A 23,214-nucleotide genomic window follows, 5' to 3' on the forward strand; every position below is an offset into this window, starting at 1 on the left:
GTGCGATCTAGACAATCGCAAATCAAAACTTGGCTCCTTTTGCTAGGCACCCTCAAAATTGGGGACTTTCGCCACCCACTAACTACTAGAGCAACCGGAGTTCTGCATGACACTAATTTATACCCGGCAAGCGCAGTCCTTTCTGATTCCTGACGAAGGCCTGTACAAGCGCCCACCACCCCACCAGCTGATCCCGTTCATGGTCAAAATGAGCGGCGCGATTCGCAGCACCCCAATGCAACACCGTGCAGGCGCAATCAAACAGGTGCAGATCAATATGGATGCGGCCTGGGCTCAGATCCATCGCGCCATGCGCCCATACTTCTTCACGGACTTCGAGTCGGTATTGGCTGAATATGCGGGCACGCCTGTCGAGCTTCCGGACTTGAGTGAAAAGCCCAACATCCACATAGCGATGCATTACTGCCTCGAAGTGGTTGTTGACCTCGACCGTCTGACCATCCTGCTCCAGTCCGACCCAAATGCTGTGGATGCAGCGGACACCATTTTCTCCTGTTGGAGCGGCCTTTACAGAGCAACGGGTCGGGTAGACGGCATTGTTCGCCGAGTCGAGTCTGGGAAAGGGTTTAAAGGAGGCACATGACTGCAACAGCGAACCCCGAAACCAAGGCTGAGAATCGAGAGGAAGGGACTCTCGTTGATGTGGTCTTTCGATCCGCTACAGGCCCATGGGGCATTGGAAGCTTTCGTCGAGAAGACGGATCACTATTTGCCGCATCTGGTGATTTTGGCCAAACAGTTCTGTATGAGGAATTCATTCTTTACGGGCAACGAGTACCTGATATCGAGGGTGGTGATTTCGAGGTCAGCAAATTCACTTCCCGCCCCCCGCGTTCGCTAAAAGCAATCTCTGGTTACCTTACCGCCCTGACCGGGGCGGCGCGCTCATCAACAGTAAAACTGGTTGAGCATTACGGGGAGAACACCATTGAGGTTCTTGAACGCTCTCCAGACCTCATCGGGGATGCAGGGATACCTGAGCGCGACATTGAGCGGCTTATCGAAGGCTGGAAGACCAAACGGTCTGATCGGCTGGCGCTGTCCAAAATCGAGGTGAAGGGCATTCCCCTTTACAAGCTTTCGAAGCTGGCCCGCTACTACGGCAACGATGCAGACCTCAACCAAATCATCAAAACGGACACCTACGCCCTGTACGTCCACTTCGATGATTTGCCTTTTCCAAAGGCTATGGCGCTTGCCAATCAGTTGGGGGTCACCAACCAGTCCGAGTCAGCCATCAGGGGGGCTGTAATTGCAGCTTTGCGCAGAGAGGCTTGGCTCGGTCACTCTGTGATTGAGGGGCCTCAGCTGGGGCAACTTGTGGTGAAGTTGCTACGTGTTCATCCCGATACCGTGCGCCCGCTTCTGCCCCCTGCTGTCGCCGAGTTGCGCCGGCTGGGTCTGATCCATGTTGAAGACCGGCGCGTACAACTCAAGCACCTGCACGATGCAGAGCAGCAGCTTTTCGAGTTGATCCGACAGTGGTCGCAGCTCGACGAGCAAGAGTTGGAGCTTGACCTTGTGCCGTCAGAGCAGATGGGGCTGAAAATGCTCAAGCCGATGAAGCTCAAGCAAGCTGCAAGTAAGCAGCTATTGACGGGGCTCAGCTCGCTTTTGGCCGAGTGCTTTGCCATCGTCCAGTGCCAGACATACGAAGATCAGCTGTTCGTTGCAAAAGCTCTCTCGTTGATGTTCCAGGCATACGGAGCTGATGCCGTCTTCACCACGTACACCCTGGAAATGATCGCCGAGGCACGCAAGAGCATTGGATGCGGTTCGTTGATCATGACCTACGCTGAATTAATTGGCTTGGATGACGAGACTGGCATCCCTCTCCAGCGTGGCACCAACCCAGTCGAGGCCGACGTGATTGTCGTGCTCGGCGCCGACGCGTTGGGTATAGAGGAAATGAACTACCTGATCGAGGCTGCCCCTCAGAATGGCCGTCTCTACCTACTGGGATGTCCAAGAGACCTCCCAAGTCTTTCGATTGGGCAACCTTTCGCTGACCTGCTTGATAGCCAGCAGTTCAAAGCCTTCCACTCACGCTTCTGGGGGGTGCCAGAATCGAACAAGCACGATGCTCAGGAGAAGGTATGGGCTGGCGAGGTAACTCCTGACTTTGAGGCGTTTGACCCCACGCAGCCTCTCTCCTGGCTGGAGTGCTCAGTTGATGACCTACCCACTTTTCTCCCCGAGCTTTTGAAAGAGACAGCGGGTGCTTTGAACCTTGACCCGCTCTCGGACATACGCGTCGTGGCTCCTAACACGGCTCACGATGTGGTGAAGAAAGTTCAGGCAGCAATAGTGGACGAGTACGGCCAAGACTCGCTCCCGGCGACCTTCCAGGGACGCCAATATCATGCAGGCTTGCCGGTTGTAGTGCGCCAGCCGTTGCAGTCTTCTGCATGCCCAGCGTTCTCAGTCTATTGGCCAAGCGCCATCACGCCGAAGCAGCTGACACTGCTTACCGCAAGTGGCAGCGAGGTCTCGGTTGAAGCTGACGACCGGATAGATGTGTTCGATGGTCTGGTCATGACTCCAAAATTCATACGGGGCCGTCGGTATGAGCTTGTCGTGCTTTTAGCAATCGGTGATCAACGTGATGCTATCAATCAAGAGCTATTGAGCAGCCTGATCAACACATCTATTCGCTCGCTCATCGTGGTTGGCGAAATCGCGCAATTGGCTGATGGAATCGCAGATCGCCCTTCCAACAGAACTCGCTCCAAGCTCTTAGACTGGGTATCTGATAAATGACCATCCGCTCCGCACGTAAAGACTTGCAGGAACAAAAACGCGAGAAGCTTGATCGGCAGCGCAAGATGACGTTATCCGGCGCTCTACTGGGTTCGGCGATTCCGTTCATGCCGGCGCCTATGGTGATCGCCATGGGGCTGGCAGCTGCGTACATCACTCTTGGCATCAACACCCAAGCCAAGGAAATCGATAAGCCCCTAGTGTGGGACTCACAGTTCGAAGAGGCTGAGCTGACGGATTGCGACCTCCGTAGAAGCACCTACTTCGGGCAAGTGATGCCCTACCAGGAGTGGAAAGACAACATCGAGGAAGTACGCAATCAAAAAGGTCGTGTCACGGCAGACGACGTGCGCAAGACGCTCAATGATGTGTATCCGCAGATGATGCCGTTCATGCTCACCGATGACCAAATGACTCGGCACGTCGCCCTGCTCGCCGCGACCGGCACAGGTAAGACGGAGCTTCTGCTCAGCATTATCCAACAGCAGATTAGAAAAGGCGCTGGGCTGATCCTGGTTGAGGCGAAAAGCGACTCTGACTTCGCCGGCTCGATCTACGCAATGATGAAAGAGGCCAACCGCCTAGATCAGTTCAAGCTGATCAACTTCGAATATCCCGAGCAGAGCCACACCTACAATCCTGTGTACTCCGGTGGTGTGCGTGCCACCCTATCCACGCTAATGAAAATCCAGGCGAACTCCAGCGAGGAATTCTGGACGGACATTGCCCGCTATACGCTTACCGCCGCGACACTGGTATTGAAGCTCCAGCCAGGTTCTCCAGCTTTCAACATCAAGGACATGATCGCGCTGCTTTCCGATTTTGACCTACTGCGGGCCTACACGAAGCGCATTCGGCCAGAAGAGAGTAAGTATCACCGCGAGGGTATGGATTGGCTGTACAGCTACCTACGAAACTGGTGGAAAAATGATGAAGAAGGATGGAACTACAACCAGTACAAGACTCTTACGCAAGGTCTGATTTCGAAGCTGTCTTCCTTCGCGCACTCCGAATATTCCAGCATCGTAAACACCTATGCACCTGATGTAGACCTGAAAGAATCGATCCTCAACAACGAGGTTGTCGTGCTCTCTATGTCCAGCCTTGCTGACAAGGATGGTGTGGAGTTGTTCGGCAAGCTGTTCATTTCCGACCTTGCCCGAGCAGTCGGTGAGATTCAGCTGGAGAAATCCAAGCCTCTGGCGATGAACCCGGCCATCTTCGATGAATACCCATCATTCATGGATGAATCGCAGGTGCAGTTATTCCAGCTGGCCCGCTCGGCGAACGTGCCAATCATCATTGCGTTCCAGGGCGTCGGCTTCCTGGAGAACATTTCTCCAGCCTTCGTCGAGATGGTACTGGGCAACTGTTGGCACCACCTGTACTGCGACGTTCGGGACAGCAAGACTCGGGAGTTCGCTGTAAAGCTCGCCGGTTCTGTAATCACGAAAATGGAGTCAACAGCAGAGGGATCATCGACCGGCAACAGTCACGCGTCAGACGAGGCCGGGCTAGTCGCAAACCAGAACGACGGCGAAAGCGCGACGGTCTCCACTAAATCTCAGCGAGAGGAAATGATCCAACCGGAAGACTTCTCGACCCTTGACCAAGGCGACGGAATCCTGGTTGGCAAGTCAGGAACCTATCGAATTCGCATGCCACTGGTACGCAATAAATTCCCAAACGTTCAGTTCGGCGATATGCAGCTGGTGCGCCGTCGGCCCAAAGGTCGCTCGGGGATCTATGCCTGGGATGAGTTCACGAAGAAAAACAAACAACTGTTCGAAAGAACCTAAAGGTGACCCATTTCCCGCGCATGCGCGGGAAACACGGTCTTCTGGTGTGGCAAGCATTAACGACGGACAAATATCCGCGCATGCGCGGGTAATGAGGTGTGCATGGCAAGCTGGATCGACAACTATCGCGAGTGGAACTACGACTTAGGCCCAGTCTTTAACTGGCTGATGGATACCATCGATTACCAAGCCGCGAGGCATGGCCCCATTGCCTATGGGGTAGCAATCTTGGTGGTTATCCTGATTTTTTTGGCCTTCCCTCCTACAAGAGGCATGACCAAGGCAGTGTGCTCATCTGTCTTCAAAAACGTCATGACCTACATCCAACTGGTGGCATCGCTCGTTACTGTTCACCTACTCGGTTTCTTGGCGAAAATGTCCCTCACTCTGTTTCACAAGGCTCGCATCTGGGTGATCGAGACTTACCGTAGAGCCCGTGAGTAAGCACGAGAAAATTATTTTTAGCAGTACGCGTATTTAGCCCTCAAAAAGGGGCCATCGCCTTTGCACTGTGAATATGCAAAGGAGATATTTTATGCGCGCCCTCCCTCTCTGTATTGCTGCAATCGTTGCAGCCCTATTCACCGGATCAGCACTGGCTGCTGATCCGTACCTTATCGATCAGCGCGACCCTGAGTATCAGAAGTCATTTGAGCACCTAGCTCGGGCCTCTCAGGCGCTTTCAGCTGCAAGAAAGGAACTCGAACAAGCCCAGGCGGCTTACCAGCTTCCCGGACTGAACCTGCGCCAGATGTTGGAACAGTTAAGGCCGATGGAAGACACCATGACGGTGTTACTCACCCCAGAAAAGAAGCGTATGGCTCACCAGACCTTGGTGCCTGATGGCCTCTTTTTCACCCCTATCCAATCTGGAGAATAACCTTGGTCATCGCCAACGTTTTGCCTCGTTACGGAACGCTTCAGCATCAACGCCTCGGCATGATGCTGATTGCATTGTTCGCACTATCGCTCTTGATGCTGATGCCCGATATGGCTTTTGCAGCATTCGACGGCACAGCCAAACCAAGTTCGCAAGTTGGCACCAACTTGGATAGCTCGGCCCGAGCGTGGTGGAAGTTCCTATCAACACCTTTGTTCTGGGTTTCGATGATTTGGTTGGCCGTGTGCGTCTTGGCTTTCAGCGGACGCGGATGGCAGGTTCCATTGATCCTCGCTTGCATCTTCTTGTTCGGTGAGTTGGTTGTTGACGGCTTTAAGTCCTGGATGGGCGGCAGCAGCTCGGGAACCACTACCGCCATGCTTACTAGCGGCGTAGCAGGGATGTTTACCTGATATGGAACTAAGAGTCACACAAGAGAGCGACACCTTCGTATATGCGACTTCGCCACTGCGACTTGCGGGTCTCGAACCCGAGGACTACCTCATTGCAGGTTTTCCAATTGCAGTGATGAAAACGATGGGGCTAAACCCAATCCTCAGTTTGGTCTGTGCCGGCTTCTTGTTGTGGCTCTACAAAAAGATGACAGCAGGAAAGCCACCGGGTTTTCTCTCGGTGGCTGTCGCTACTGGCTTAGGGAATGCCATTAAAAACCCTGCGATTAAACGAATCCAGCCACTGTATCGGTTACTACATTGGGCAGTGAAGAAGATTAACAATATTTGGGTTACCAGTGGGCTTCTGCCACTCCCAAGTTACTGCCATAAATACGAGCGCTAACAATGCAGAAACCAACCAGATACGGCCCACCGCTCAAAATGTTCAACATCCTCGGCGCATCAGAATTGCGTCAGAGTCGAATCATGGTAGTTCTGCTGTTCGTTATCGCAGCAGCCGCCCTTATTATCTCGTTTCTTGTCTTTCAAATTGTAGAGTTGAACCGCGCCAACACTCGCTTGAGTGAAGACCGTGTGATGTATGGCTATCCAAATGCGGAAGGCGTATTTGTGAGTGAAAAAGCCATACCGCGACGACACATCGAAGGATTCGTTACATGGTTTATCCAGAACTACTACAACTTTACACCTGACTCAGCCGAGGAAAACGCTTCCGAAGCTCTGCGGCTCATGACCCCCTCTTTGCGTATTAAGCAAGAGCAGCCGTTAAAGACATTGGCCCGCCAATCTATCGAGCAGGAAATCACGCAAGTATTCGCGCCGGATTCGAAGTATCGAATCGAATACAAACCCGGCATGGGCTACATCGTGTCGTTCAAAGGCCAGCGAGTTCGAGCGACGATCAACAAGGTTTTTAGCACTCGCAAATATGACGTGAAGATCCTTATCAAACCAGTAAAACCGTCCGCTCACTATGACTGGGCGCTGGTAGTTGATGACTTCATCGTGCAGGAGATTTGAGTTTGAAAAAGACATTTCTAGCTGCCCTGGTTGCAGCAGCTATCAGCATGCCAGCGATGGCGAAGGACGAGTGCAACCGCTCGGCGCGTACTGTTGTTTATGATGGTAAACCAGTAGACGTGTTCATCAGCAACGACACTCAACGGGCCTTTGTGACCTTTCCCGAACCCTATCTCGAAGGGATTTTGGTAGAGGTTCCAGAGGGTATGAATTTTTACAGAACCCCGATCAACAACCGAATCTCATTTCTCGCAGATGACCCTATTTACACAGGGATGGTGACCGTTGACGGCGGCACCAAAAAGTCTTATCAGCTGCGACTGATTACTCGCCCCGGCTGCGCTGACAGCGAGGTGACCATTCAGAGCGAGCCACTTGCGGATCGAAGCCTCGCGGCCACTGTGAATGGGAAAAAGAAGGGGCTGATGAACTACTTGTTCGACGGCAAACTTCCAAGCGGTTATCGCCAGGCCGATTTTTCAGCCATGTCCAAAGCAGAGCGTGTCGTATTCCGTCAAGGCTCAGTCGAGTTCGTATTGCAGAGCCAATACATCGGGCCTAAATATATCGGGACAACTTATGAAGTAATAAACAAAGGCCGAACTGCCACCAAAGTGGCAATTGACCAAATGGACTACAGCAATCCAGCAGTCCGAGAGACACTTGGCCTCGCAAGACAAGTTTCTATGATCCCAACATCGCGAATTTTGGGGCCTGCTCCCGAATTCCTGACTGAGGTGTACGCCGATAGTCATCGCGGGCTTCTGTTTATCGTCTCGGAGAAACAGAAATGAGCGATGACAAGAAAGAACAAGCACTCAACAAAAAGAACTTGCTAATCGCCGGGGGTGTATTGGCATTAGGTCTCGGCGCAACTATTTTCGGTGGAAAGCCGACAACAGTGCAGCCAGTTGATGTGGGTGCTAAACCAATCGAAGTTGGCACAGATCAGATCAACGATATCAGCGTAAAAGACCGTGACGCTGCCTTGACTGTTTTTGCGAAAAGCATGGAATCTTTTGAGCAGAAACTGGCTCTGCAAGAACGTGATTTTAATCAACGAGACGAAACACTCAGAAAAGAGTGGAAGGACAGCAACAACACCCTCAAGGCGCAGGTCGCAACTCTTTCCGACGAAATCGTAAATCTTCGCTCTAACGGTATTGAAGCAACATACCAGAACGCTAATAAAAACGATAAGAAGGTGTTGCAGTCACCACCAAGCCTGCCTGACAACATGCCTGACTTGAGCATGGACGGAGGGTTGAACTTCGATAAGTTGAATTTCAACATGAGCGCGCCTAAGCCACAACAAGACATAGGCAGCAGTCAGGCACCAGTAGGTAACCCATACGGGCCGAACTATTTCATTCTAAAACCTACGAACATCGGAACCACTGTCTCGAAGAAAAGCGGTGGAGACTCGCTCAATGCAAGCGAGCAGGACTTGTTCAATTCAATGAGCACCCCTGCCCCGCAAAATGGCAACTACAACAACCCAAATGCTGATCGGGGACAGGCGTCCACGACAGTCGCCGCTCCACCTCGACCTCAGCAGTACGACAACGCAGCAGAGGCATACGCTGCCCAAGCTGAGAGCAATAAGAACCCGACCGGGCAGACCTACAACGGCACGAAAATGGAGCGGATCACCATTCCGGCATTTTCCTTTGTTGAGGTCACGACCCTCCATGGTGTGGCCTGCCCAATTGGCGCTAACTCCCCTGGGGCTAAGCAAACTGAGATCCCAGCACGGCCAGTTGTGTTGCCTGTTCGAGGCATTTTCCGTGGGCCAAACGGGTCATCAGTAGACGTAGGCTCAATTCACCTCATGGCCCTGTGTTCAGGGCGCCGAACTTCAAGCAGTAGCGCAGGCAGGGCGAATATTCGCGTTGAGCAAATGAGCTACTGGGACGAAGCCGGCGACTCACAAATGGCAGCGAGCACTGGTTACATCGTAGACACGCGAGACAACGAGCAAGATGTGTACGGTCGCCTTGATAAGGCATCAGGTAGAACCCTGGCGCTTGAGTCCATGGCAGCTGCGGGCGCGGCATTCGCAGCCGCTCTCTCCCAGGCTGAATACACAACACAAAACAGCTTGGACTCCAATGGCGCTTCTTCTGTGCAACAACTGACTGGCAGTGCAACAAAGTCCGCCACCACCCAGGGCATCGCTGCAATTTTTAACAAAATCGCTGGCCGATTTGAGCAAGAGGCCAACGCTGCTATTGACACCGTGGTGGTCGAGCCGGGCATCCGGTTGCGGTTTGTGACTGACCAACCCATTCATGTTTTTAAGCCTGCCGAAGCGTTCGACCTAGATGCCGGTAAAGGCGACGTACTGCTGTGAGGAATTCAGGAATGAAAAAGCCACTATTCGCGATTGCCCTCCTGACAATGCTGTCGGCCTGTTCTTCTGAGCCGACCTTTCACAATCAGGCGTCCATGGATGAGATTTACGACACAGTTCATGAAACCGCGCAGCGCGAGACGGTCAGCCTCCTGCGTCAGGGTTTGAGAGCAAGACCAGAGCTGGGAAGCTCTGACCCCTACTATCCAATCCGACAGCCAGATGTAGTAGCGCCGGTCTGGGTTGTTCCCTATGCAGATAAAAAGACCGGCATCAAACACGGCGGCAACTGGGACTACATCGTTATCGAGGAAGCGCAATGGGCAGACTAATTGTGTCTCTAGCCTTCTGCGCAGCTGCGACTGCCTTGAATGCCCAGGAGCTGAACGGTGTTCCTCAAGGTATACCCCAGGAACAGATGGATGCGATCCGTGAATTTCACACCAAGCAGATTTTGGGAAGTAGCCAGAACCTTACTCACCTGCAACCTGATGTAGCGCTCTACCGAAAGCTGTTCGAGCGCCGCGAGAACCTTGTAGATCGCCAAAAAATCCCTGAACTCGACCCGGTGCCGATGGCCCAGGTGTTCAAAGTACGCGACCTGACGGTTGGTCAACTCGCAATGGTTGCGGCTGCGGCCAGCGGTTATGACGCCGTGTTCGATCCACAGGTAAATCAACAGCAAATCGTGAAGATCAATTCCCGCCCCAACTCGTTGGTTGACCTCGCTGAGTACCTGACACGCGTTACAGATGCGCAATTCACCGTGTACCAAGAAAGTCGGGCGCTGGTGGCATTGCCCAAAGGAGCCGCGCAATGAGCGAGACGACACAACGCGACGAATTGCACATGTTCGATACCGACTTGCAGGCCTTAGCCCGTCGTGGATACCAGGGCGGCATGCCCATCGAACTACTCAGCGATGCGTATTTATTCGAAGAGGACGGTTGTTACTTCCATACCGTAGATGGACGCTTCGCCAAGATTTGGCGTATCCAAGGCGCTTCTGGCGCCATGCTTAACAATGATCAGCTACATGGTGTCTGCGACGCATTCGGCGAAGCTCTCAACAAATACCCATATGGCAGTTGCGGCCAGTTCGTTCGTCATACTCATCGAGACATCCGGGGAGTGATGGGGCACTACGCTGACAATCTGGATCAAGACCTAGGAGAATTCGAACACGCACTTGCCGATTCGATCATCGAGAGGCAATACGGGGCTGCGACAGCGCCGAACGGCTTCTTCGCAAAACTCACTCCCGCGACTCTTGAGAAGATGCGCGAAGCTGCCTTGGCTGACTTGGATAATGAAGAATCCGACGATGTGCGAGCTAACGTCTCAACTGCAATCCACCGTGAAATCAATGAAGGTCGCTACCCGTATGTGACGTCGTTCTACTTGATTTTCATGTGGGAACCCCAGTACATGTTTGGCAAGTTTATCGACAAGACGTGGAAGACCGTCATGGCGTCGGTAGGCTTGGCAGATGCTGATGTATTAGCGTTCGACGCCTATCACAAGCACTCTGATCAATTCGGGCTACTGTGCAACGGCATTGCACAGGCACTTGCGGCGCAAGAGTTCATGCCCGAGGAATTGAATGGTCAAGGCTACATCAACTGGCAGTACCAATTGATGAACCCTGTGCGTTACTACAACATCGAGCCGCCAGTATATCGTCCCGATATGCCGATCTATGAGTGCTTGAAAGACCCATCACTGACACCGGGTCACCAAGCACTCAACACCGCACCAATGTTCAGTTCAGTGGTTCCGAGTGAGAACGGCTGGAAGATAAAAGACGGCGGCCATGATTACCACGTTCGCGCAACCTCCGTCGTCGGAAAACCGCCGAAATCCGGGCCGGGCATGATTCAGCGGGCCATGCGTGGTATTGAGAGTGAATCTCTTATCACTCTCAATTGGTATGTGCCCAGCAAGGCAAAGGTCTTGGCCCGACTTGCTGCTCGCGGTCGTCTAATCGCGTCCAAAAAAGGTATGCGTATTGGCGACAAACTTACTCTACAGCAACAAGAAGAAGACCTAGATGCGGTATATGAAAAGGTCTCGGCAGAAAACGTTGTGGGCAGAGAGCAATTCTTTGATACCTCTATTCATATTTGCCTGATGGGCTTTGACGCCAAAAGGCTCGATAGCCAATGTGATCAGTTGGAATCATTGCTATGGCGAATCGGTAAGGCGGAAAAGGATCGCGGTGATGCAGTTATACGCTCATCTTTGCCATTAAACTACGTTGAGAAAAGCCGCTCACTACTTCGTCGCGATACTCCACATCTGACGAAAAGCCTTTCTCACATGTGCCCTATTTTCATGGAGTATCAAGGTGTGCCTGATCCAGGCATTGTAATGAACAATAGGTCTGGGCAACCTATATACTTGGATCTTTTTGGAAGCTTAGTTGTTACCGGGCACTCTTTGATAGTGGGTACTACCGGCAGCGGAAAAAGTTTCGCATTTAACAACATACTCATGGGTACGCGTGTTAAATACAGGCCCAAGGTTTGGATTATCGATAAAGGTGACAGTTACGAATCACTATGTATTGTTTTGGGCGGCAACTATATTCGATTGGCAACAGAGCCCTTTCTTGAGCCTGTCACTGGTCGAACCATATACCCAATTTGCATCAATCCTTTCTCGCTGAGCAAAGACGAGGAAGGTAACAATGCGATGCCTAACAACGCTGACCTGATGTTCATTGCCAACCTTCTGATGATGGCAATGACGACGGGTAACGGTGATTCGAACGCAGTAGTACACGCAAAAACCTTACCCTTGCTGTACAACGCACTCTTTGAGTTTTTCAGCGAGTGGGTTGAAACCAAACCTCATGATGAGCCGATCATGAGTGATTTCATTCCTAAGCTACAAGCGACGAACTTTACAGACCTTGAGGGTGCGAACCTAGCCGAACTGTTATATCTGTTCTATGGCAACGGCCCATACGCGGCAATCTTTGACGGTAAGTTACAAGTAGACTGGGACAATGATTTCACCGTTCTTGAAACCCAGCGCATGGCTAAATCTGACGCTCTCGGCATCGTAACGTTGGCCTTGTTCCGTCAAATCGACATGTACTGTAAATATGTTCTTCCTAAACCAAGGAAGAAACTGATTGCGGTCGATGAAGCATGGGCAACGCTTTCCTCGCCAACAGCAGCCGCTGCTCTGGCGGGCTTCTACCGTGAAATGCGTAAATACAACGCCGGCTGCCTGCTCATTAGTCAGACCGTAAACGACTTTGTTCGGATTCTGAAAGCCGAGGCAAAGGGGTCTGGGGATAACCAGGAAGGGATTCTGGAGAACACTAGTCACTACTTCTTCTTGGCGTGTTCCGAGTCAGACTACAAAATTGCACAGGAGCATTTGAGTTTCAGCGACGAGGAAGTGCTTCTCTGGCGCTCACTAGCCTCCTTGCCTCCGCTTTATTCGGAGGTCTTCTACCGCATGCGTACTACGCAGGGTCTGTACTACTCCGGTGTGTTCCGACTCTTTGCTAGTTCAGTTTCGCTGTGGATTGCATCTTCCAGCCCTGATGACTACGCGCTTCGCGAAACCAAAACTCAAGAGATTATGCAGTCTCAAGACGTTGACGAAAAATTGGCACGCCAGCGAGCCATTGTTCAACTCGCTAAAGAATACCCATACGGAGCCAGGTTCCATGTTCAAGAAGCTGCTTAACATTGCATTTGTTTTACCTGTATTGCTGGCTTCCGGCTGTTCTTCGAACTATGAACCTCGCGAAAGCATTGTCGATGAGCAGAAAGCTAAACAGCAGGTAAAAATCTCCGCCCCTCAAACAGTACAAGAACGGCGCGCCTACGAAAAAGGCGTGCAAGACGTACTTGTTGATATGAAAGGAAAGATGCGGGCGCGGGATCGTTTTACTTGGGAAGCTCCAATCATTCAGTGCGGAGTTCAAATCCCTGGGCGTGTCGTCAACGGCATGCTCGTACCTAGCCATGAAGAATGCGTACAGATTGCCCCTGGACGTTTTATCGAAGAAGCGCCGACCTATCTGCCGGCTTTAGGAGCAAGCAATGACTGATACATCCTCACCTTTGAAAGCCCTCGGCGCGAAACTCAAAGCGGGCCTGAAAACCGTCCAGAACGCCAATGAGCAGGCGAAGGCGCGGGCAGAAGGGCGTCCTTTGCATGGCGACGAGAATGCCGCTGTAGATGATCTGGCAGACAACGGTGGCACGAACGCGCCAAAGAATGATGAGCGCCTTTCCGCAGTTGACGATCAGGATTTGGAAGACGGCATTATCATCGAAGGCGAGGCTCAGCCAGCGAAACCAAAACGCAAAGGACTGAACACAAAGCAGAAGTTGCTAGTTCTCGGAGCCATGGCCATCGCGGCTGTATGGGTCATGAAGAATAAGGACTCGATGCCACTCTCCCCTCCAACCGCACAAACCGAGGTTACCCAAGGTTCGACTTCTGCTGGCGAGAGTACGGTAGACAGCCCCGCATTTGATTTTGGCAAAGAGCCAGAGCCAGATGCACCGATAGAAGTTGCTGCGTCCGGGGCAGCTAAAACGCTGGGTTTCGGAACTGATGAAGCGCCAACTCGCGATCCTGCGAACTCCCCATTGGGCTCAGAAGCGGTGACTGCTGACCTCAATGAGCAGTTTGCGAGTGCTCCAGTGGAAACGACTCAAACCCTCGATCCATTCAGCGGAGAGGTGAAGACCACACCTGCATCCCCTCCTGACTTACCTGCAAAGCAGTCAACAAACGTACCAGCACCAACTACGCCTAATCTGGCAAAACCGCAGCACTCCACCGATGCGTCTGCTGAGCTTGCACTCATCGGGGCCGATGCGACGAGCCCATTTTCTGGGGGTGATAGTAACTCCACCGAGTTGAGTGGAACGAAAACTCAAAACCCGGATAGTAAAGCTGGCGTACTGCAAGATCAGGGCGCGAAAGCTGAAGTGGCCAACCTCAAAGCGAAGATCGCCGAGAAGGATGGCCGGATTGGAACGCTGGAATCACAGGTGAGCAAGCTCAACAATGACCTTGCCGCAGCTAAAGCTTCGAAAGACCACCAAGGTCAGTCGAAAGCCGCGGCTAGCAAATCGCCTCCGAAGAAAGCTGCTCAACCGGCACACACCCCGCAGCGTTCGCCCTCAACGAAACGCGTAGCAACCGCACAAAAGGTCGTGGCCCGTCCGCAAGTATGCGTGACTGCCGTAGCCCAGGCGGCTCGAAACTGCACCACCTGTGTACCGCATGCTTTCATCACCCACCGGGGAAGTGAAACTATGGTTGGCCAAGGTGACTTCATCGAGGGGCTGCGCGTGAATATCGTTGGGGACAGGCTTGATCTACAGAACGCCGAAGGCGTCGTAGTTCACAAGTTCTGGAGTTCTCCAAATGGCTGTTCAGCAGGCTAAACGCACACTGACAATCTCTCCCACGCAGAAGGATCTTCTCCTGCTTGAGAATTGCTTCGCAGCCATCAACAAGGAACGGTTTAACAACCGGCTCACGGTCAAAGCGCGCTGGGACTATCCCAGCGCTGTTGAGCCACGCGACCCCTCCGAAGAACTCAAGCTTTTACCACCTGACGAGCAGTCTCAGGTGGCCAAAGCGATTCAGGCCTACGCAGAAAAGGACTTCCAATCAGCTAAGGAATTGCTACAGCCCTTTTGTCACTATGAACTGAGGCACATCAACGGTCTCTACACCAGTGCAATCCGGCACCTCAAAGAACCAATCTGGTTCAATACATCCCAAACTATCTGGAAGGCAGATCCCGAGGCTGTTGCTCCAGCTGTTGCCAGCATCGAAATCAAGAACGATGTTGAAGAAATTCTTGTACATCCCGCCCTGTCGAGCATCGGGTATAAAGCCCCCCGCTATGTATTGGCCTATGTGATTTATCACGAAGGCCTCCACAAGATTTTAGGAACGAAACACTACAATCCCCATCCCCCCCTTTTCAGGAGGATGGAAGCTTGCGCACCTCGGCGTGATTGCGCAGTGGCGTGGCTCAGGAAACACCGCTTCTCGACAATTGAGGATTTGGTGTGATCAGGGTTTTGATCGCCGGGCTCGCACTCGTCGCCGCACCTGCGTTCGCTCAACCATATGACGCGATGATAGACGCAGCAGCACGCAGGCATGGCGTTGATCCAATCGTTATGCGGTCTGTTGTTCAGAAAGAAACCCAAAGACAACCATGGGCGTTTAATTGCGATGGCGAGGGGTTCTACTTCGAAAGCAAGGAACGCGCGATTTTGGCGTTATGGCAAATCAGCCGCAATGCATGGTTGGTCAAAATCGGAGTTTCCAAGGATGAAACACTGCGGCAGTTTTTCCCTTCCGAAGCTCACGCCTGGGCATTTCTCAAGGCCTACAGAGCAGCACAACAACGTGCTGGTGCCAGTAGCGTGGTTCTCAGAACCGATGATGGAAGATCAGTCGCTGTAGGCGAAGCCCGTGTTCGACAACTATGGGTCGTTAATACCGACATAGGCATCGCACAAGTCAACTATCGGTTCCATGGAGTGAGCCGCGCCCGAGTTCAGCAGTGGTTCGATCCTGCTTACAACCTCGACTATGCAGCCTCCTTGATTGCATCCCACAAACGAGCGGGCCGCTCAGACATAGAGGCAGCAGGGGATTATCACTCAAAGACACCCAAAGCCCGTGCTGCGTACATGAAGAAGTTACTCCCTATTTATGAGAGAGAGAGAGCCCGTGCGTTTTCTGCATTTGCTTCTAATTAGCGCAGTGCTATTGACCAGCTCTGCCTATGCATCTGACAAGCCACTACTCACCCAATCGGATCAACTGAAACAGGGTCTGGTAGCGCTGCGCAGTGGCGACAAATCTAAGGCGTGGGAGTTGATGTTCCCGCTCGCTCAAGGTGGTGACGTTCAGTCGATGTTCTACCTCGGCGAAATGATGCTCCGCTCACCTGAGTATGGAGACAACCTGGAGCGGGCAGTCAAGTTCTTCTCGGTGGCAGCAGCAAAGGGGCATGCCGGCGCTAAGCAGCAACTCGAACGCGTGAAGAAACTGATAGACCAGCAAGCGAACAATGGCGTGCCAACTATCGCTGGCACTAGCGGTCTTCCAACGCAGGCAGACATAGCTAAGGCAAATGCCCAATTGGCCCAGTACAAAGCCGAGGTACTTCGCTATACGGACAACATGGTTGATTTGCCACAGATACCGAGGATCGAGGTCATGGTTTTTATAGCTAAGCCTGACGCTACAGCAGAAAGCTTGTATCGCATGACTCAGGGACTAGAAGACCAATTCGGCGCCAAGATTAAAACTCAGTTTTTTGTCGTCATTAATCCTGCGGATTGGAAGCCTGACGGCCCACCAATTGGCGGCACGAATCTACCACCCAAAGGCTTCACCCCAGACTTCAAGGGTCAACTCGCTGCCCAACATGGGGTGAAAAAACTGCCCTCCGTTGTAGTGCTGCCCCCTAGCGGGCAAGCGAAGGTAGTAAACGACCTCTCTTCCCTTTCTTCCCTTATCTCCACTCTGTTATGAGCGAGGCATCCGTGAACTCAAAAATCAAACTCTGCTTGGCCTTTGTCGCCGGGGGCGTGCTGTTCAACACGCCATGGGCACTTTCTAACAACCCCGCCACCGAGGACGTGTTGTCGCGTGCTATTGCCGGCGCGATGCAGCAGGCCGCTGACTATCAGCAGCAAAAGGAAGATGCAGAGCTTGCAAAGCTGCCGAACATCATGGACTGCCAGAACATGCAGTGGATGAAGAACTGCACGGAAATCAACAAACAGGCCAAGAAACATCCAAACGCACCACTACGGGTTACCAACGCCGCAGGGCTTGAATTCAATTTCGTGCCCGGCACTCCATCCGCAATGATCAGACTCCAGCTTGAGCAAACCCCAGAAGCTGCTATGGCTGCTCTCAAGTTCCAAGACTCCGCATGGGGGGAGTACAAGAAGTCGGCCAGTCTTTACAAAAATGCTCTGTGGGAAGCTGGGCCACTGAAAAATTTGATTGGCCTGGACAAAGCGAAACAAATCTTCGACAGCCCAAAGGCTGTTAACACCAAGGCCATTGCAATCTCTGTGTTCGTTCAAAGCATGTGCGGCGCGTGCGATGTACAACTCGGGACAATGCAAAAGCTCAAAGAGCGTTATCCAGACCTCAAGATCACAATTTTTCAAGTGGATGAAAACGCGGAAGGCTTCAAAGCCAAAGTTACCGACCGTGGCCTGACTGGACGGATGCTCAACCCCCTTGAGGCAAGCAACGCGCTCAAGTCTGGGGTAGAAAAGTGGCCATCTGTATGGATCGACAACGTACCCATGAAACAGCGCCAGAAGCTGTTGGGTGTTCGAACCATCACACAAATTGAAGAAAGCCTGCAAGGCATCACCCACGTCATCAGCGCTAAGAAGTGAGACGGCATTAATGAAACTCAAGCAAATAGTTCTGTCATTGTCTTTGGCACTGACTTGCGTTGTTGGTTCTGCACAAAGCTCTGCCGCCACCAATGCCAATGTCAGCGATCCTTACGCTGATAACCAGGCGAATTCGCCCTGGACAATGAGCATGGAGAATGTCCAAACCTTCGGTGGTCGGGTCGTTCGCGGCGCGTCAACTCTCACTGACGGCGCGAAGCTGGACAGTTACACCCCTTATTTTCCTGATAAAACGACCGCACTAAGCGGGTACAGCTCCGGCAAGGTAAGCGTCGGTTGTGACGGCATCAACCTTGGCGGGGTCATCGACGGCCAGTTGGCACAATACGCCCAGATGGTCGAGCAATTCATTCAACAAGCACCTGCGCTGGCCATCATGTTCCTCGCGTACTCACAGCCAACTGTCAAAGCTGTGATCGACGAACTAAATGGCGTCAGCCAATTCGGCCTTGACCTCACCAACCTTAGTTGCTCGGGTGTACGAGCAATTGCTGATAAAGCGGCGGAGGAAAAAGCACAGGCAATGGCTGAGGCACGCTGCACCGCCGACGCTGGGTTTAAAGATCCCGAGTGTATGTCCGACGATGGTCTCTTGAGCAGCGTAACGAAAGTGATGAAGGACACTAAAAACACAGTGTCTCAACGGGCGGATCAGTACCTTGGCAAGGTAAGCAGCGCGACGGGTGGGCTTGTCTCGTTTACTGGAGTGGGCAGCGGATCTGGTTCCGGTTCTACAGGTTCTACTGGTAGCGGGGCCGGCGCTGCAAACAACGGCGTGCGCACCAAAGCGTGCAACAACGTAAAAGGCAAAGGGTTGCGAACGATGATCCTTGCATCCAGTGGTACTCCATGCGAGGTAATCGAGAACTATGCAGAGTTGCTGCCTGACTACCAAATCAGCGACGAAGGCCAGAGTGGCGTCATTCCTCGGACTCTGACGCTCCGCAAGCTGGCTTCCGACTTGGTTGTTAGCCACGAAGGTTGGATCAATGAAGTGGCTGGCGCAGACGAAGCCGACTTTGTGAAAACCGACGGTTTCAAAGCAATCTACAACCGCACGAGTATTGCGATTTCGGTCGCCCAGCACCGCAAGATGAACCTGCTGATGAAGACCAACCCTGCTCAGGGACTGTCGATGATCCGCAGCCTTGCACAACTCATCGCGCTCAAAGACCTGAACTTCATCGTCAGCAACCTTGAAGTGGCAGTTCTCACCGGCATCCAGAACCAATCAGATGATCAGGTACTGCCCGAGCTTCGTAAGCAACAGTATGTCCACGCCATCGAATCTCTAAAGGCCGAACTTTCGACCCTGACGGAAGAGGTAAACATGGACTTGAAGCGAAACGAAATCCTCAAAACCACCTGAGTAGACGGATATGGATTCGAGTTTTGTTGAGTGGATGTACCTCAAGTCCATCGTTGGTAACTTTGAGGGGCTTATTCAATACTATTTCGGCACCATGGCCTACCTCGCCCCCTGGCTGAGGCAGGCCGGGGTTGGCGTGCTGTATTCGCTCGGTTTGGCGTGGGCAGCCTTCTGCATGATCAAGGCGCCGGTAGACCGTTTGCTTACTGCAATTAGTGTTTTTGGCATGGTGTTTCTAGCTGGCTTCCTGCTGAGCCCCACGACTGAAACGAAAAACCTTGGTAGTGCTTCTGGCACTGAACTGAGCGTCGGTGCTTATTACTCGTACTTCCTCGCTGGCTCGATGACTCAGGTATTTCAGGATGTGGTCAACGCCAGCTGGAAAGCTTCTATCAATGAAGCAAACGGTGGCGGAGGCCCTACCCAAGATGCTATTGCGATGGCATTCAACGATAAAGCCGCCAAGTTCGCTGAGAAGTTTCTAAAAAGTGAGGGAAAAGAAGCAGTAAAGGACTATTTGCAAAAGTGCGGCTCAGAGGCATTGAAACAAGCTAAAACGCCTAAAGAAAAGACGATGCTGAAAAGCATCGGCTTAGGCGCCAATACTCTGGGCATGGCTGCGAGTGAAACAACCACCTTGAGCCAATACACATCCAAAGCTGCAAACCGTAATACGGATTGGGGTACAGCTGTAATGATGGGTAGCGACATGTATGGAGGCATGGCGCTATACGAAGCCTCAGTAATAGAAGCAAAACAAGTAGAGTCGCAGCGGACTGAGGGCGAGCAATTCCTAAAAGACTTGCCACCATCGAACAGCACCATCGATGGCAAAAAGGGGTATCGCATCCCTACCACGGCATACATGAAAGCCTCTCTTTCGGATACCGGCAGCGCATCGACTTCGAACAGTGATAGCTTCAAAAAGCTTTCGTCATCAAGTGGACCGTATAAGGAAATGACAGCTCCTGGAGCCGCATCTACAACAGCTGGCGCAGAAGAGGATTATGTTTTTTATCCAAAGAACTGTTATGACCTCTATAAGGTCGCTTCCGAAACCATGAGCAGTTTGCGAGAGGGCTCAAGAGGCGTTCCTGGGTATGAAAATCTGGATCTGACCGGTGCTTTTACTTCCCTTTCGACCTCTAACAAGGTTCGTCGTGGCATCAATGATGAGATCACCGAAGAACTAAAGGATATGGGTATCGACAAAACAGTTGACGCGTCTTTGATGGAGTCACTAGGCGATTCAATTTACGATGCATCAACAAAGGTGAGTAACGTATTCGACAAATGGATGCTGGAGTATGGCATACCCATTACCATATCAACGATGGCGATGATTGTAGCTATCCTGCTCATCACTTTCCCTGTTTTCGCTCTGGTTTCAGTAATGTTCGGGCCAAAGGTTCTGGTCTCGTATTCCAAACTTATGGCATTCCCGTTCCTTGTTGTTTTTATCAACAACTTACTTCTCGCCGTGAGCGCAAACCTTATTTCTTTCAATAAGGCCTACACGGTCATAACTGAAACTATGAACCCAGGAGGTGTTGACCTTTCCTCATCAATGAGTGCGATGAGCGCAGAAACCATCATTTACGCATCTATTTGCGTATGTGAGATTGCAATCGCAAAGTTCATCCTTTGGGATGATGTTCGTGCAGTCACCAGCTTCAACCCTGCATCTGCCGGCCATTCAGCAGCGGGTCGAGGTGCAAGCATGATCGGCTCAGCAATCTCACTTGCGACTGGAATTTTCGGTCGCGGGGCTAAGATGGCCAAAGCCGCAGAGGGCGCGAAAGCAGCTAAAGGCATGAGCAATGCAATCTCCAGCATCAGCCGGCAGGTCACTCAAATTGCCAATGGTGGAAATCGATCGCAGAACCAGTCCACGCCCCCGAGAGGTACAGGAGGTGGCGGCGGTGGTGGCGGTGGTGGCGGTGGTGGAGGCAACGGTGGCAACGGTGGCAACGGTGGCAATCCTGGATCAGGTGGTGGCCCGGTAGGTGGAAGCAAGTCCTTAAACCCCCCGCCAACTCAACCCACAACATAAATCAACGACAAGGCCCGGATTCCGGGCCTTTTTTATTGATTCGAGCAGGGAAGCCGTTATAAAGAACGCATTGGAGGAAACCATGAAAATCACTGCTATCACTGCTGTACTCATCGCTTGCGCATTAGCCACCGGCTGTCGCGAGGAACCGTCAAAGAACGCTGCGGGTCTCAGCGAGGCTACCTACAAGCCATCGAACGTCAACGTTCTCCCCATGACATTTCCAGGTCGTGAGAGCACGGTCTTCAAATCGTTTGGGACGTTCAAGGAGAAAGAGCACCCGCAGCCATACAGACAGCCCAACACATGGATGGTGTACATGGCCGCACCCGGCTGGACAAAGGGAGGGAAACCTATCGTAGATCGGCTTGCCACTGATGCTGTCGCCATCGAGCGTGTGAAGCAGTTCATTTACTCCAACCACCTACACGACCAAGTGCGGGTAGCTTGGCTCCAGTATGATCCCAACCCGAGCGCCGCCTTTGTTGAAGACCTCGATAAAGTCCCTGATAACTTCATACCGCTTTTCCTGAAACCACACGGCCCACAGGTTGACCTGTACATTTACTCGCCGGCAACTCGCCACGGTAATGGCTCCAAATCCTTGCGCTACGACGCTTGGCTCAAGCCCTACTTGCCTTTCGCAAAAAAGGCCGGGGGCGATTACATGGCCAGCAACGACTTCCAACGCGCTCAAGGATTCGATGATCCCGATGGTAAATATTGGGATAGCTGGGCTCGCCACTGGTTCATCGTTAGCCCGGATGGCAAGGTTGTGGACGCCTACTTTTCAAACCTAGGCAGCTACTACATCCAGGGTGCAGACAAGCCGATCAATTCGTTGATCCATCATTTGAAGCTTGACGCTGACAGCCTTGAAATACCCAAGATCGTCACAGCGAAGTATGAGTCCTTCTACACGCCACCCTATTGGGATTTGCTAGACAAGAACGCACGCGACACGCTGGGCGTAGGAGCAAAGCAGTGATTAATTTCAGCTATTGTCTCGACGCTGAGGGCAACCTCGTAAGGATCAGCATCGGCGAACACGCCAAAGCATTGATCCCAGGAGGGGTCGAACTGATAACGACTGCTGCCGATCTTGAGTATCCTTTGCCTTGGACAAAATCTGTCACTGACGCTGTGAATGAAATTCGATTTGTACCCTACCCACAGGTGATCGGGACTGTCGCAGCAGCGGTACACGAGACGCGAAAACTGCCTGAATCTCCTTTCTTATTCGTACCACCCGCCACAGGAGAAGCACCTGAGCAGGATGTGATGGATTTGATTGCTCTGTATGACGACCTCCCAGCTGATGCCAAGGGGCGCGGTGAAATTGAAGCCGCGCTCGCAGAGGTTGGAATTCAACAAATTCCACTTCTCAAGCGCTTTGTCCCAGAAATGTACGAGGGCAAGGTGAAATCTGTGCCCTCAGCAATCGTTCGCCAGGGATGGATTTCTCACACCAAAATCTACCGCAAGGCGCAAGTGCGATGAGTCTGGATCACACTGACCACGAAAACGACTTGTTCTATCAGCCGGAGGATCGGTACTGGGATGGTCATGACAAATTGGGTTTCGAATCTGATCACATGATTGATGAATGGCCATTGCCGGCAAATCTATTCGTGCGGCGCATGGCGTTGATGAATACAGCTGACAAAGGCCTGCACAACCTTGCCATTGGGGATTTCCTACAGATTGTTGGAACACTGCTGGAGCAGGATCAACACTCAGTCTATCGCTTTTTGGTCGTACCAATGACGCGTGATGCAAGCACGCTTTCGTTAACCATGATAGGCAAGGTCTCAGCAGCCCTTCCCCCATTACGGGCCGATAACATTGGCTCGTTGCCGATGGCTTTCGCTTGGATGGCGAAGCAGAGCAGCAGTTTCGAAGTCTCTTGCGCTGCCGACGGCAATTACTGGATTCATCGGCCATGATCAAAACTCAGGACGCGTATTCTCTCGCCATCGAACTGAACAGAGTAGCCTCAGCTATGCCCGGTCGCAGAACCTGTTACCTACTCTGTCCCAGCGCAATGACTGCAATTTTGCAATGCGATGTTGGTGATGTTCCACTGATGA

At 52.3% G+C, this 23,214-nt stretch carries 24 protein-coding genes; all 24 read left to right on the plus strand.

Annotated elements, in window-relative coordinates; all coding sequences use genetic code 11:
* Nucleotides 1-106 precede the first annotated feature (106 nt).
* Complete coding sequence (locus QOM10_RS29845; protein WP_316918498.1) at nucleotides 107-604, plus strand: hypothetical protein; 498 nt, start codon at nucleotides 107-109, stop codon at nucleotides 602-604.
* Complete coding sequence (locus tag QOM10_RS29850) at nucleotides 601-2,781, plus strand: helix-hairpin-helix domain-containing protein (protein WP_316918499.1); 2,181 nt, start codon at nucleotides 601-603, stop codon at nucleotides 2,779-2,781. The genes QOM10_RS29845 and QOM10_RS29850 overlap by 4 nt, the downstream gene beginning before the upstream one ends.
* Nucleotides 2,778-4,580, plus strand: a complete 1,803-nt coding sequence (locus tag QOM10_RS29855) for a type IV secretory system conjugative DNA transfer family protein (RefSeq protein ID WP_057451360.1) — start codon at nucleotides 2,778-2,780, stop codon at nucleotides 4,578-4,580. Before QOM10_RS29850 ends, QOM10_RS29855 begins: the two co-directional genes overlap by 4 nt.
* A gap of 102 nt (nucleotides 4,581-4,682) precedes the next feature.
* On the plus strand, nucleotides 4,683-5,024 hold the full coding sequence (locus QOM10_RS29860) for a hypothetical protein (RefSeq protein ID WP_057451359.1): 342 nt from the start codon (nucleotides 4,683-4,685) through the stop codon (nucleotides 5,022-5,024).
* A 91-nt stretch (nucleotides 5,025-5,115) separates the two neighbouring features.
* Nucleotides 5,116-5,460 (plus strand): hypothetical protein, encoded by a 345-nt coding sequence (locus tag QOM10_RS29865; protein ID WP_057451358.1) that lies wholly within the window; start codon nucleotides 5,116-5,118, stop codon nucleotides 5,458-5,460.
* Between the two features lie 2 nt (nucleotides 5,461-5,462).
* Entirely contained in the window at nucleotides 5,463-5,873 is a 411-nt protein-coding gene (locus tag QOM10_RS29870) for a hypothetical protein (protein WP_057451357.1), read from the plus strand.
* A 1-nt stretch (nucleotide 5,874) separates the two neighbouring features.
* Complete coding sequence (locus QOM10_RS29875) at nucleotides 5,875-6,258, plus strand: hypothetical protein (RefSeq protein WP_057451356.1); 384 nt, start codon at nucleotides 5,875-5,877, stop codon at nucleotides 6,256-6,258.
* 2 nt (nucleotides 6,259-6,260) lie between these two features.
* Complete coding sequence (locus tag QOM10_RS29880; RefSeq protein WP_057451355.1) at nucleotides 6,261-6,896, plus strand: hypothetical protein; 636 nt, start codon at nucleotides 6,261-6,263, stop codon at nucleotides 6,894-6,896.
* A gap of 2 nt (nucleotides 6,897-6,898) precedes the next feature.
* Entirely contained in the window at nucleotides 6,899-7,690 is a 792-nt protein-coding gene (locus QOM10_RS29885; protein ID WP_057451354.1) for a hypothetical protein, read from the plus strand.
* Complete coding sequence (locus QOM10_RS29890) at nucleotides 7,687-9,249, plus strand: conjugal transfer protein TraB (protein WP_316918500.1); 1,563 nt, start codon at nucleotides 7,687-7,689, stop codon at nucleotides 9,247-9,249. Before QOM10_RS29885 ends, QOM10_RS29890 begins: the two co-directional genes overlap by 4 nt.
* 11 nt (nucleotides 9,250-9,260) lie before the next feature.
* Nucleotides 9,261-9,581: a TraV family lipoprotein gene (locus QOM10_RS29895; RefSeq protein WP_057451352.1), complete on the plus strand. Its 321-nt coding sequence runs from the start codon at nucleotides 9,261-9,263 to the stop codon at nucleotides 9,579-9,581.
* Nucleotides 9,569-10,069, plus strand: a complete 501-nt coding sequence (locus QOM10_RS29900) for a hypothetical protein (RefSeq protein ID WP_057451351.1) — start codon at nucleotides 9,569-9,571, stop codon at nucleotides 10,067-10,069. The genes QOM10_RS29895 and QOM10_RS29900 overlap by 13 nt, the downstream gene beginning before the upstream one ends.
* Nucleotides 10,066-12,954 (plus strand): VirB4 family type IV secretion system protein, encoded by a 2,889-nt coding sequence (locus QOM10_RS29905; RefSeq protein ID WP_057451350.1) that lies wholly within the window; start codon nucleotides 10,066-10,068, stop codon nucleotides 12,952-12,954. Before QOM10_RS29900 ends, QOM10_RS29905 begins: the two co-directional genes overlap by 4 nt.
* Nucleotides 12,935-13,321: a hypothetical protein gene (locus QOM10_RS29910; RefSeq protein ID WP_082534437.1), complete on the plus strand. Its 387-nt coding sequence runs from the start codon at nucleotides 12,935-12,937 to the stop codon at nucleotides 13,319-13,321. The genes QOM10_RS29905 and QOM10_RS29910 overlap by 20 nt, the downstream gene beginning before the upstream one ends.
* Nucleotides 13,314-14,675 carry a hypothetical protein gene (locus QOM10_RS29915; RefSeq protein WP_316918501.1) on the plus strand — a complete coding sequence of 454 codons (1,362 nt, stop codon included), beginning with the start codon at nucleotides 13,314-13,316 and terminating at the stop codon, nucleotides 14,673-14,675. Before QOM10_RS29910 ends, QOM10_RS29915 begins: the two co-directional genes overlap by 8 nt.
* Nucleotides 14,656-15,315, plus strand: a complete 660-nt coding sequence (locus tag QOM10_RS29920) for a hypothetical protein (RefSeq protein WP_116893015.1) — start codon at nucleotides 14,656-14,658, stop codon at nucleotides 15,313-15,315. Before QOM10_RS29915 ends, QOM10_RS29920 begins: the two co-directional genes overlap by 20 nt.
* Complete coding sequence (locus QOM10_RS29925; RefSeq protein WP_234831345.1) at nucleotides 15,312-16,013, plus strand: hypothetical protein; 702 nt, start codon at nucleotides 15,312-15,314, stop codon at nucleotides 16,011-16,013. Before QOM10_RS29920 ends, QOM10_RS29925 begins: the two co-directional genes overlap by 4 nt.
* Nucleotides 15,985-16,794, plus strand: a complete 810-nt coding sequence (locus QOM10_RS29930) for a hypothetical protein (protein WP_156395686.1) — start codon at nucleotides 15,985-15,987, stop codon at nucleotides 16,792-16,794. The genes QOM10_RS29925 and QOM10_RS29930 overlap by 29 nt, the downstream gene beginning before the upstream one ends.
* A gap of 11 nt (nucleotides 16,795-16,805) precedes the next feature.
* Nucleotides 16,806-17,681, plus strand: coding sequence for a TlpA family protein disulfide reductase (locus tag QOM10_RS29935; RefSeq protein ID WP_057451345.1), 876 nt, complete (start codon nucleotides 16,806-16,808; stop codon nucleotides 17,679-17,681).
* A gap of 10 nt (nucleotides 17,682-17,691) precedes the next feature.
* The gene (locus tag QOM10_RS29940) at nucleotides 17,692-19,071 is read left to right on the plus strand and encodes a hypothetical protein (protein WP_101165694.1); all 1,380 of its coding nucleotides are present in this window, start codon (nucleotides 17,692-17,694) and stop codon (nucleotides 19,069-19,071) included.
* Nucleotides 19,072-19,081: 10 nt separating this feature from the next.
* On the plus strand, nucleotides 19,082-21,124 hold the full coding sequence (locus tag QOM10_RS29945) for a hypothetical protein (protein ID WP_316918502.1): 2,043 nt from the start codon (nucleotides 19,082-19,084) through the stop codon (nucleotides 21,122-21,124).
* 82 nt (nucleotides 21,125-21,206) lie between these two features.
* A complete protein-coding gene (locus QOM10_RS29950; RefSeq protein ID WP_057451342.1) occupies nucleotides 21,207-22,112 on the plus strand; it encodes a hypothetical protein in 906 nt (301 codons plus the stop codon).
* On the plus strand, nucleotides 22,109-22,624 hold the full coding sequence (locus QOM10_RS29955) for a hypothetical protein (RefSeq protein WP_316918503.1): 516 nt from the start codon (nucleotides 22,109-22,111) through the stop codon (nucleotides 22,622-22,624). The genes QOM10_RS29950 and QOM10_RS29955 overlap by 4 nt, the downstream gene beginning before the upstream one ends.
* Complete coding sequence (locus tag QOM10_RS29960) at nucleotides 22,621-23,070, plus strand: hypothetical protein (RefSeq protein ID WP_057451340.1); 450 nt, start codon at nucleotides 22,621-22,623, stop codon at nucleotides 23,068-23,070. Before QOM10_RS29955 ends, QOM10_RS29960 begins: the two co-directional genes overlap by 4 nt.
* The last annotated feature ends 144 nt before the right edge of the window (nucleotides 23,071-23,214 follow it).

Source organism: Pseudomonas sp. P108 (genome assembly GCF_032613195.1).
Lineage (GTDB): Bacteria > Pseudomonadota > Gammaproteobacteria > Pseudomonadales > Pseudomonadaceae > Aquipseudomonas.

Coding starts and splice junctions, on each gene's coding strand:
- QOM10_RS29845 (WP_316918498.1), top strand. CDS start 107: ATGACACTAATTTATACCCGGCAAGCGCAGTCCTTTCTGATTCCTGAC.
- QOM10_RS29850 (WP_316918499.1), top strand. CDS start 601: ATGACTGCAACAGCGAACCCCGAAACCAAGGCTGAGAATCGAGAGGAA.
- QOM10_RS29855 (WP_057451360.1), top strand. CDS start 2,778: ATGACCATCCGCTCCGCACGTAAAGACTTGCAGGAACAAAAACGCGAG.
- QOM10_RS29860 (WP_057451359.1), top strand. CDS start 4,683: ATGGCAAGCTGGATCGACAACTATCGCGAGTGGAACTACGACTTAGGC.
- QOM10_RS29865 (WP_057451358.1), top strand. CDS start 5,116: ATGCGCGCCCTCCCTCTCTGTATTGCTGCAATCGTTGCAGCCCTATTC.
- QOM10_RS29875 (WP_057451356.1), top strand. CDS start 5,875: ATGGAACTAAGAGTCACACAAGAGAGCGACACCTTCGTATATGCGACT.
- QOM10_RS29880 (WP_057451355.1), top strand. CDS start 6,261: ATGCAGAAACCAACCAGATACGGCCCACCGCTCAAAATGTTCAACATC.
- QOM10_RS29890 (WP_316918500.1), top strand. CDS start 7,687: ATGAGCGATGACAAGAAAGAACAAGCACTCAACAAAAAGAACTTGCTA.
- QOM10_RS29895 (WP_057451352.1), top strand. CDS start 9,261: ATGAAAAAGCCACTATTCGCGATTGCCCTCCTGACAATGCTGTCGGCC.
- QOM10_RS29900 (WP_057451351.1), top strand. CDS start 9,569: ATGGGCAGACTAATTGTGTCTCTAGCCTTCTGCGCAGCTGCGACTGCC.
- QOM10_RS29905 (WP_057451350.1), top strand. CDS start 10,066: ATGAGCGAGACGACACAACGCGACGAATTGCACATGTTCGATACCGAC.
- QOM10_RS29910 (WP_082534437.1), top strand. CDS start 12,935: ATGTTCAAGAAGCTGCTTAACATTGCATTTGTTTTACCTGTATTGCTG.
- QOM10_RS29915 (WP_316918501.1), top strand. CDS start 13,314: ATGACTGATACATCCTCACCTTTGAAAGCCCTCGGCGCGAAACTCAAA.
- QOM10_RS29920 (WP_116893015.1), top strand. CDS start 14,656: ATGGCTGTTCAGCAGGCTAAACGCACACTGACAATCTCTCCCACGCAG.
- QOM10_RS29940 (WP_101165694.1), top strand. CDS start 17,692: ATGAAACTCAAGCAAATAGTTCTGTCATTGTCTTTGGCACTGACTTGC.
- QOM10_RS29945 (WP_316918502.1), top strand. CDS start 19,082: ATGGATTCGAGTTTTGTTGAGTGGATGTACCTCAAGTCCATCGTTGGT.
- QOM10_RS29950 (WP_057451342.1), top strand. CDS start 21,207: ATGAAAATCACTGCTATCACTGCTGTACTCATCGCTTGCGCATTAGCC.
- QOM10_RS29960 (WP_057451340.1), top strand. CDS start 22,621: ATGAGTCTGGATCACACTGACCACGAAAACGACTTGTTCTATCAGCCG.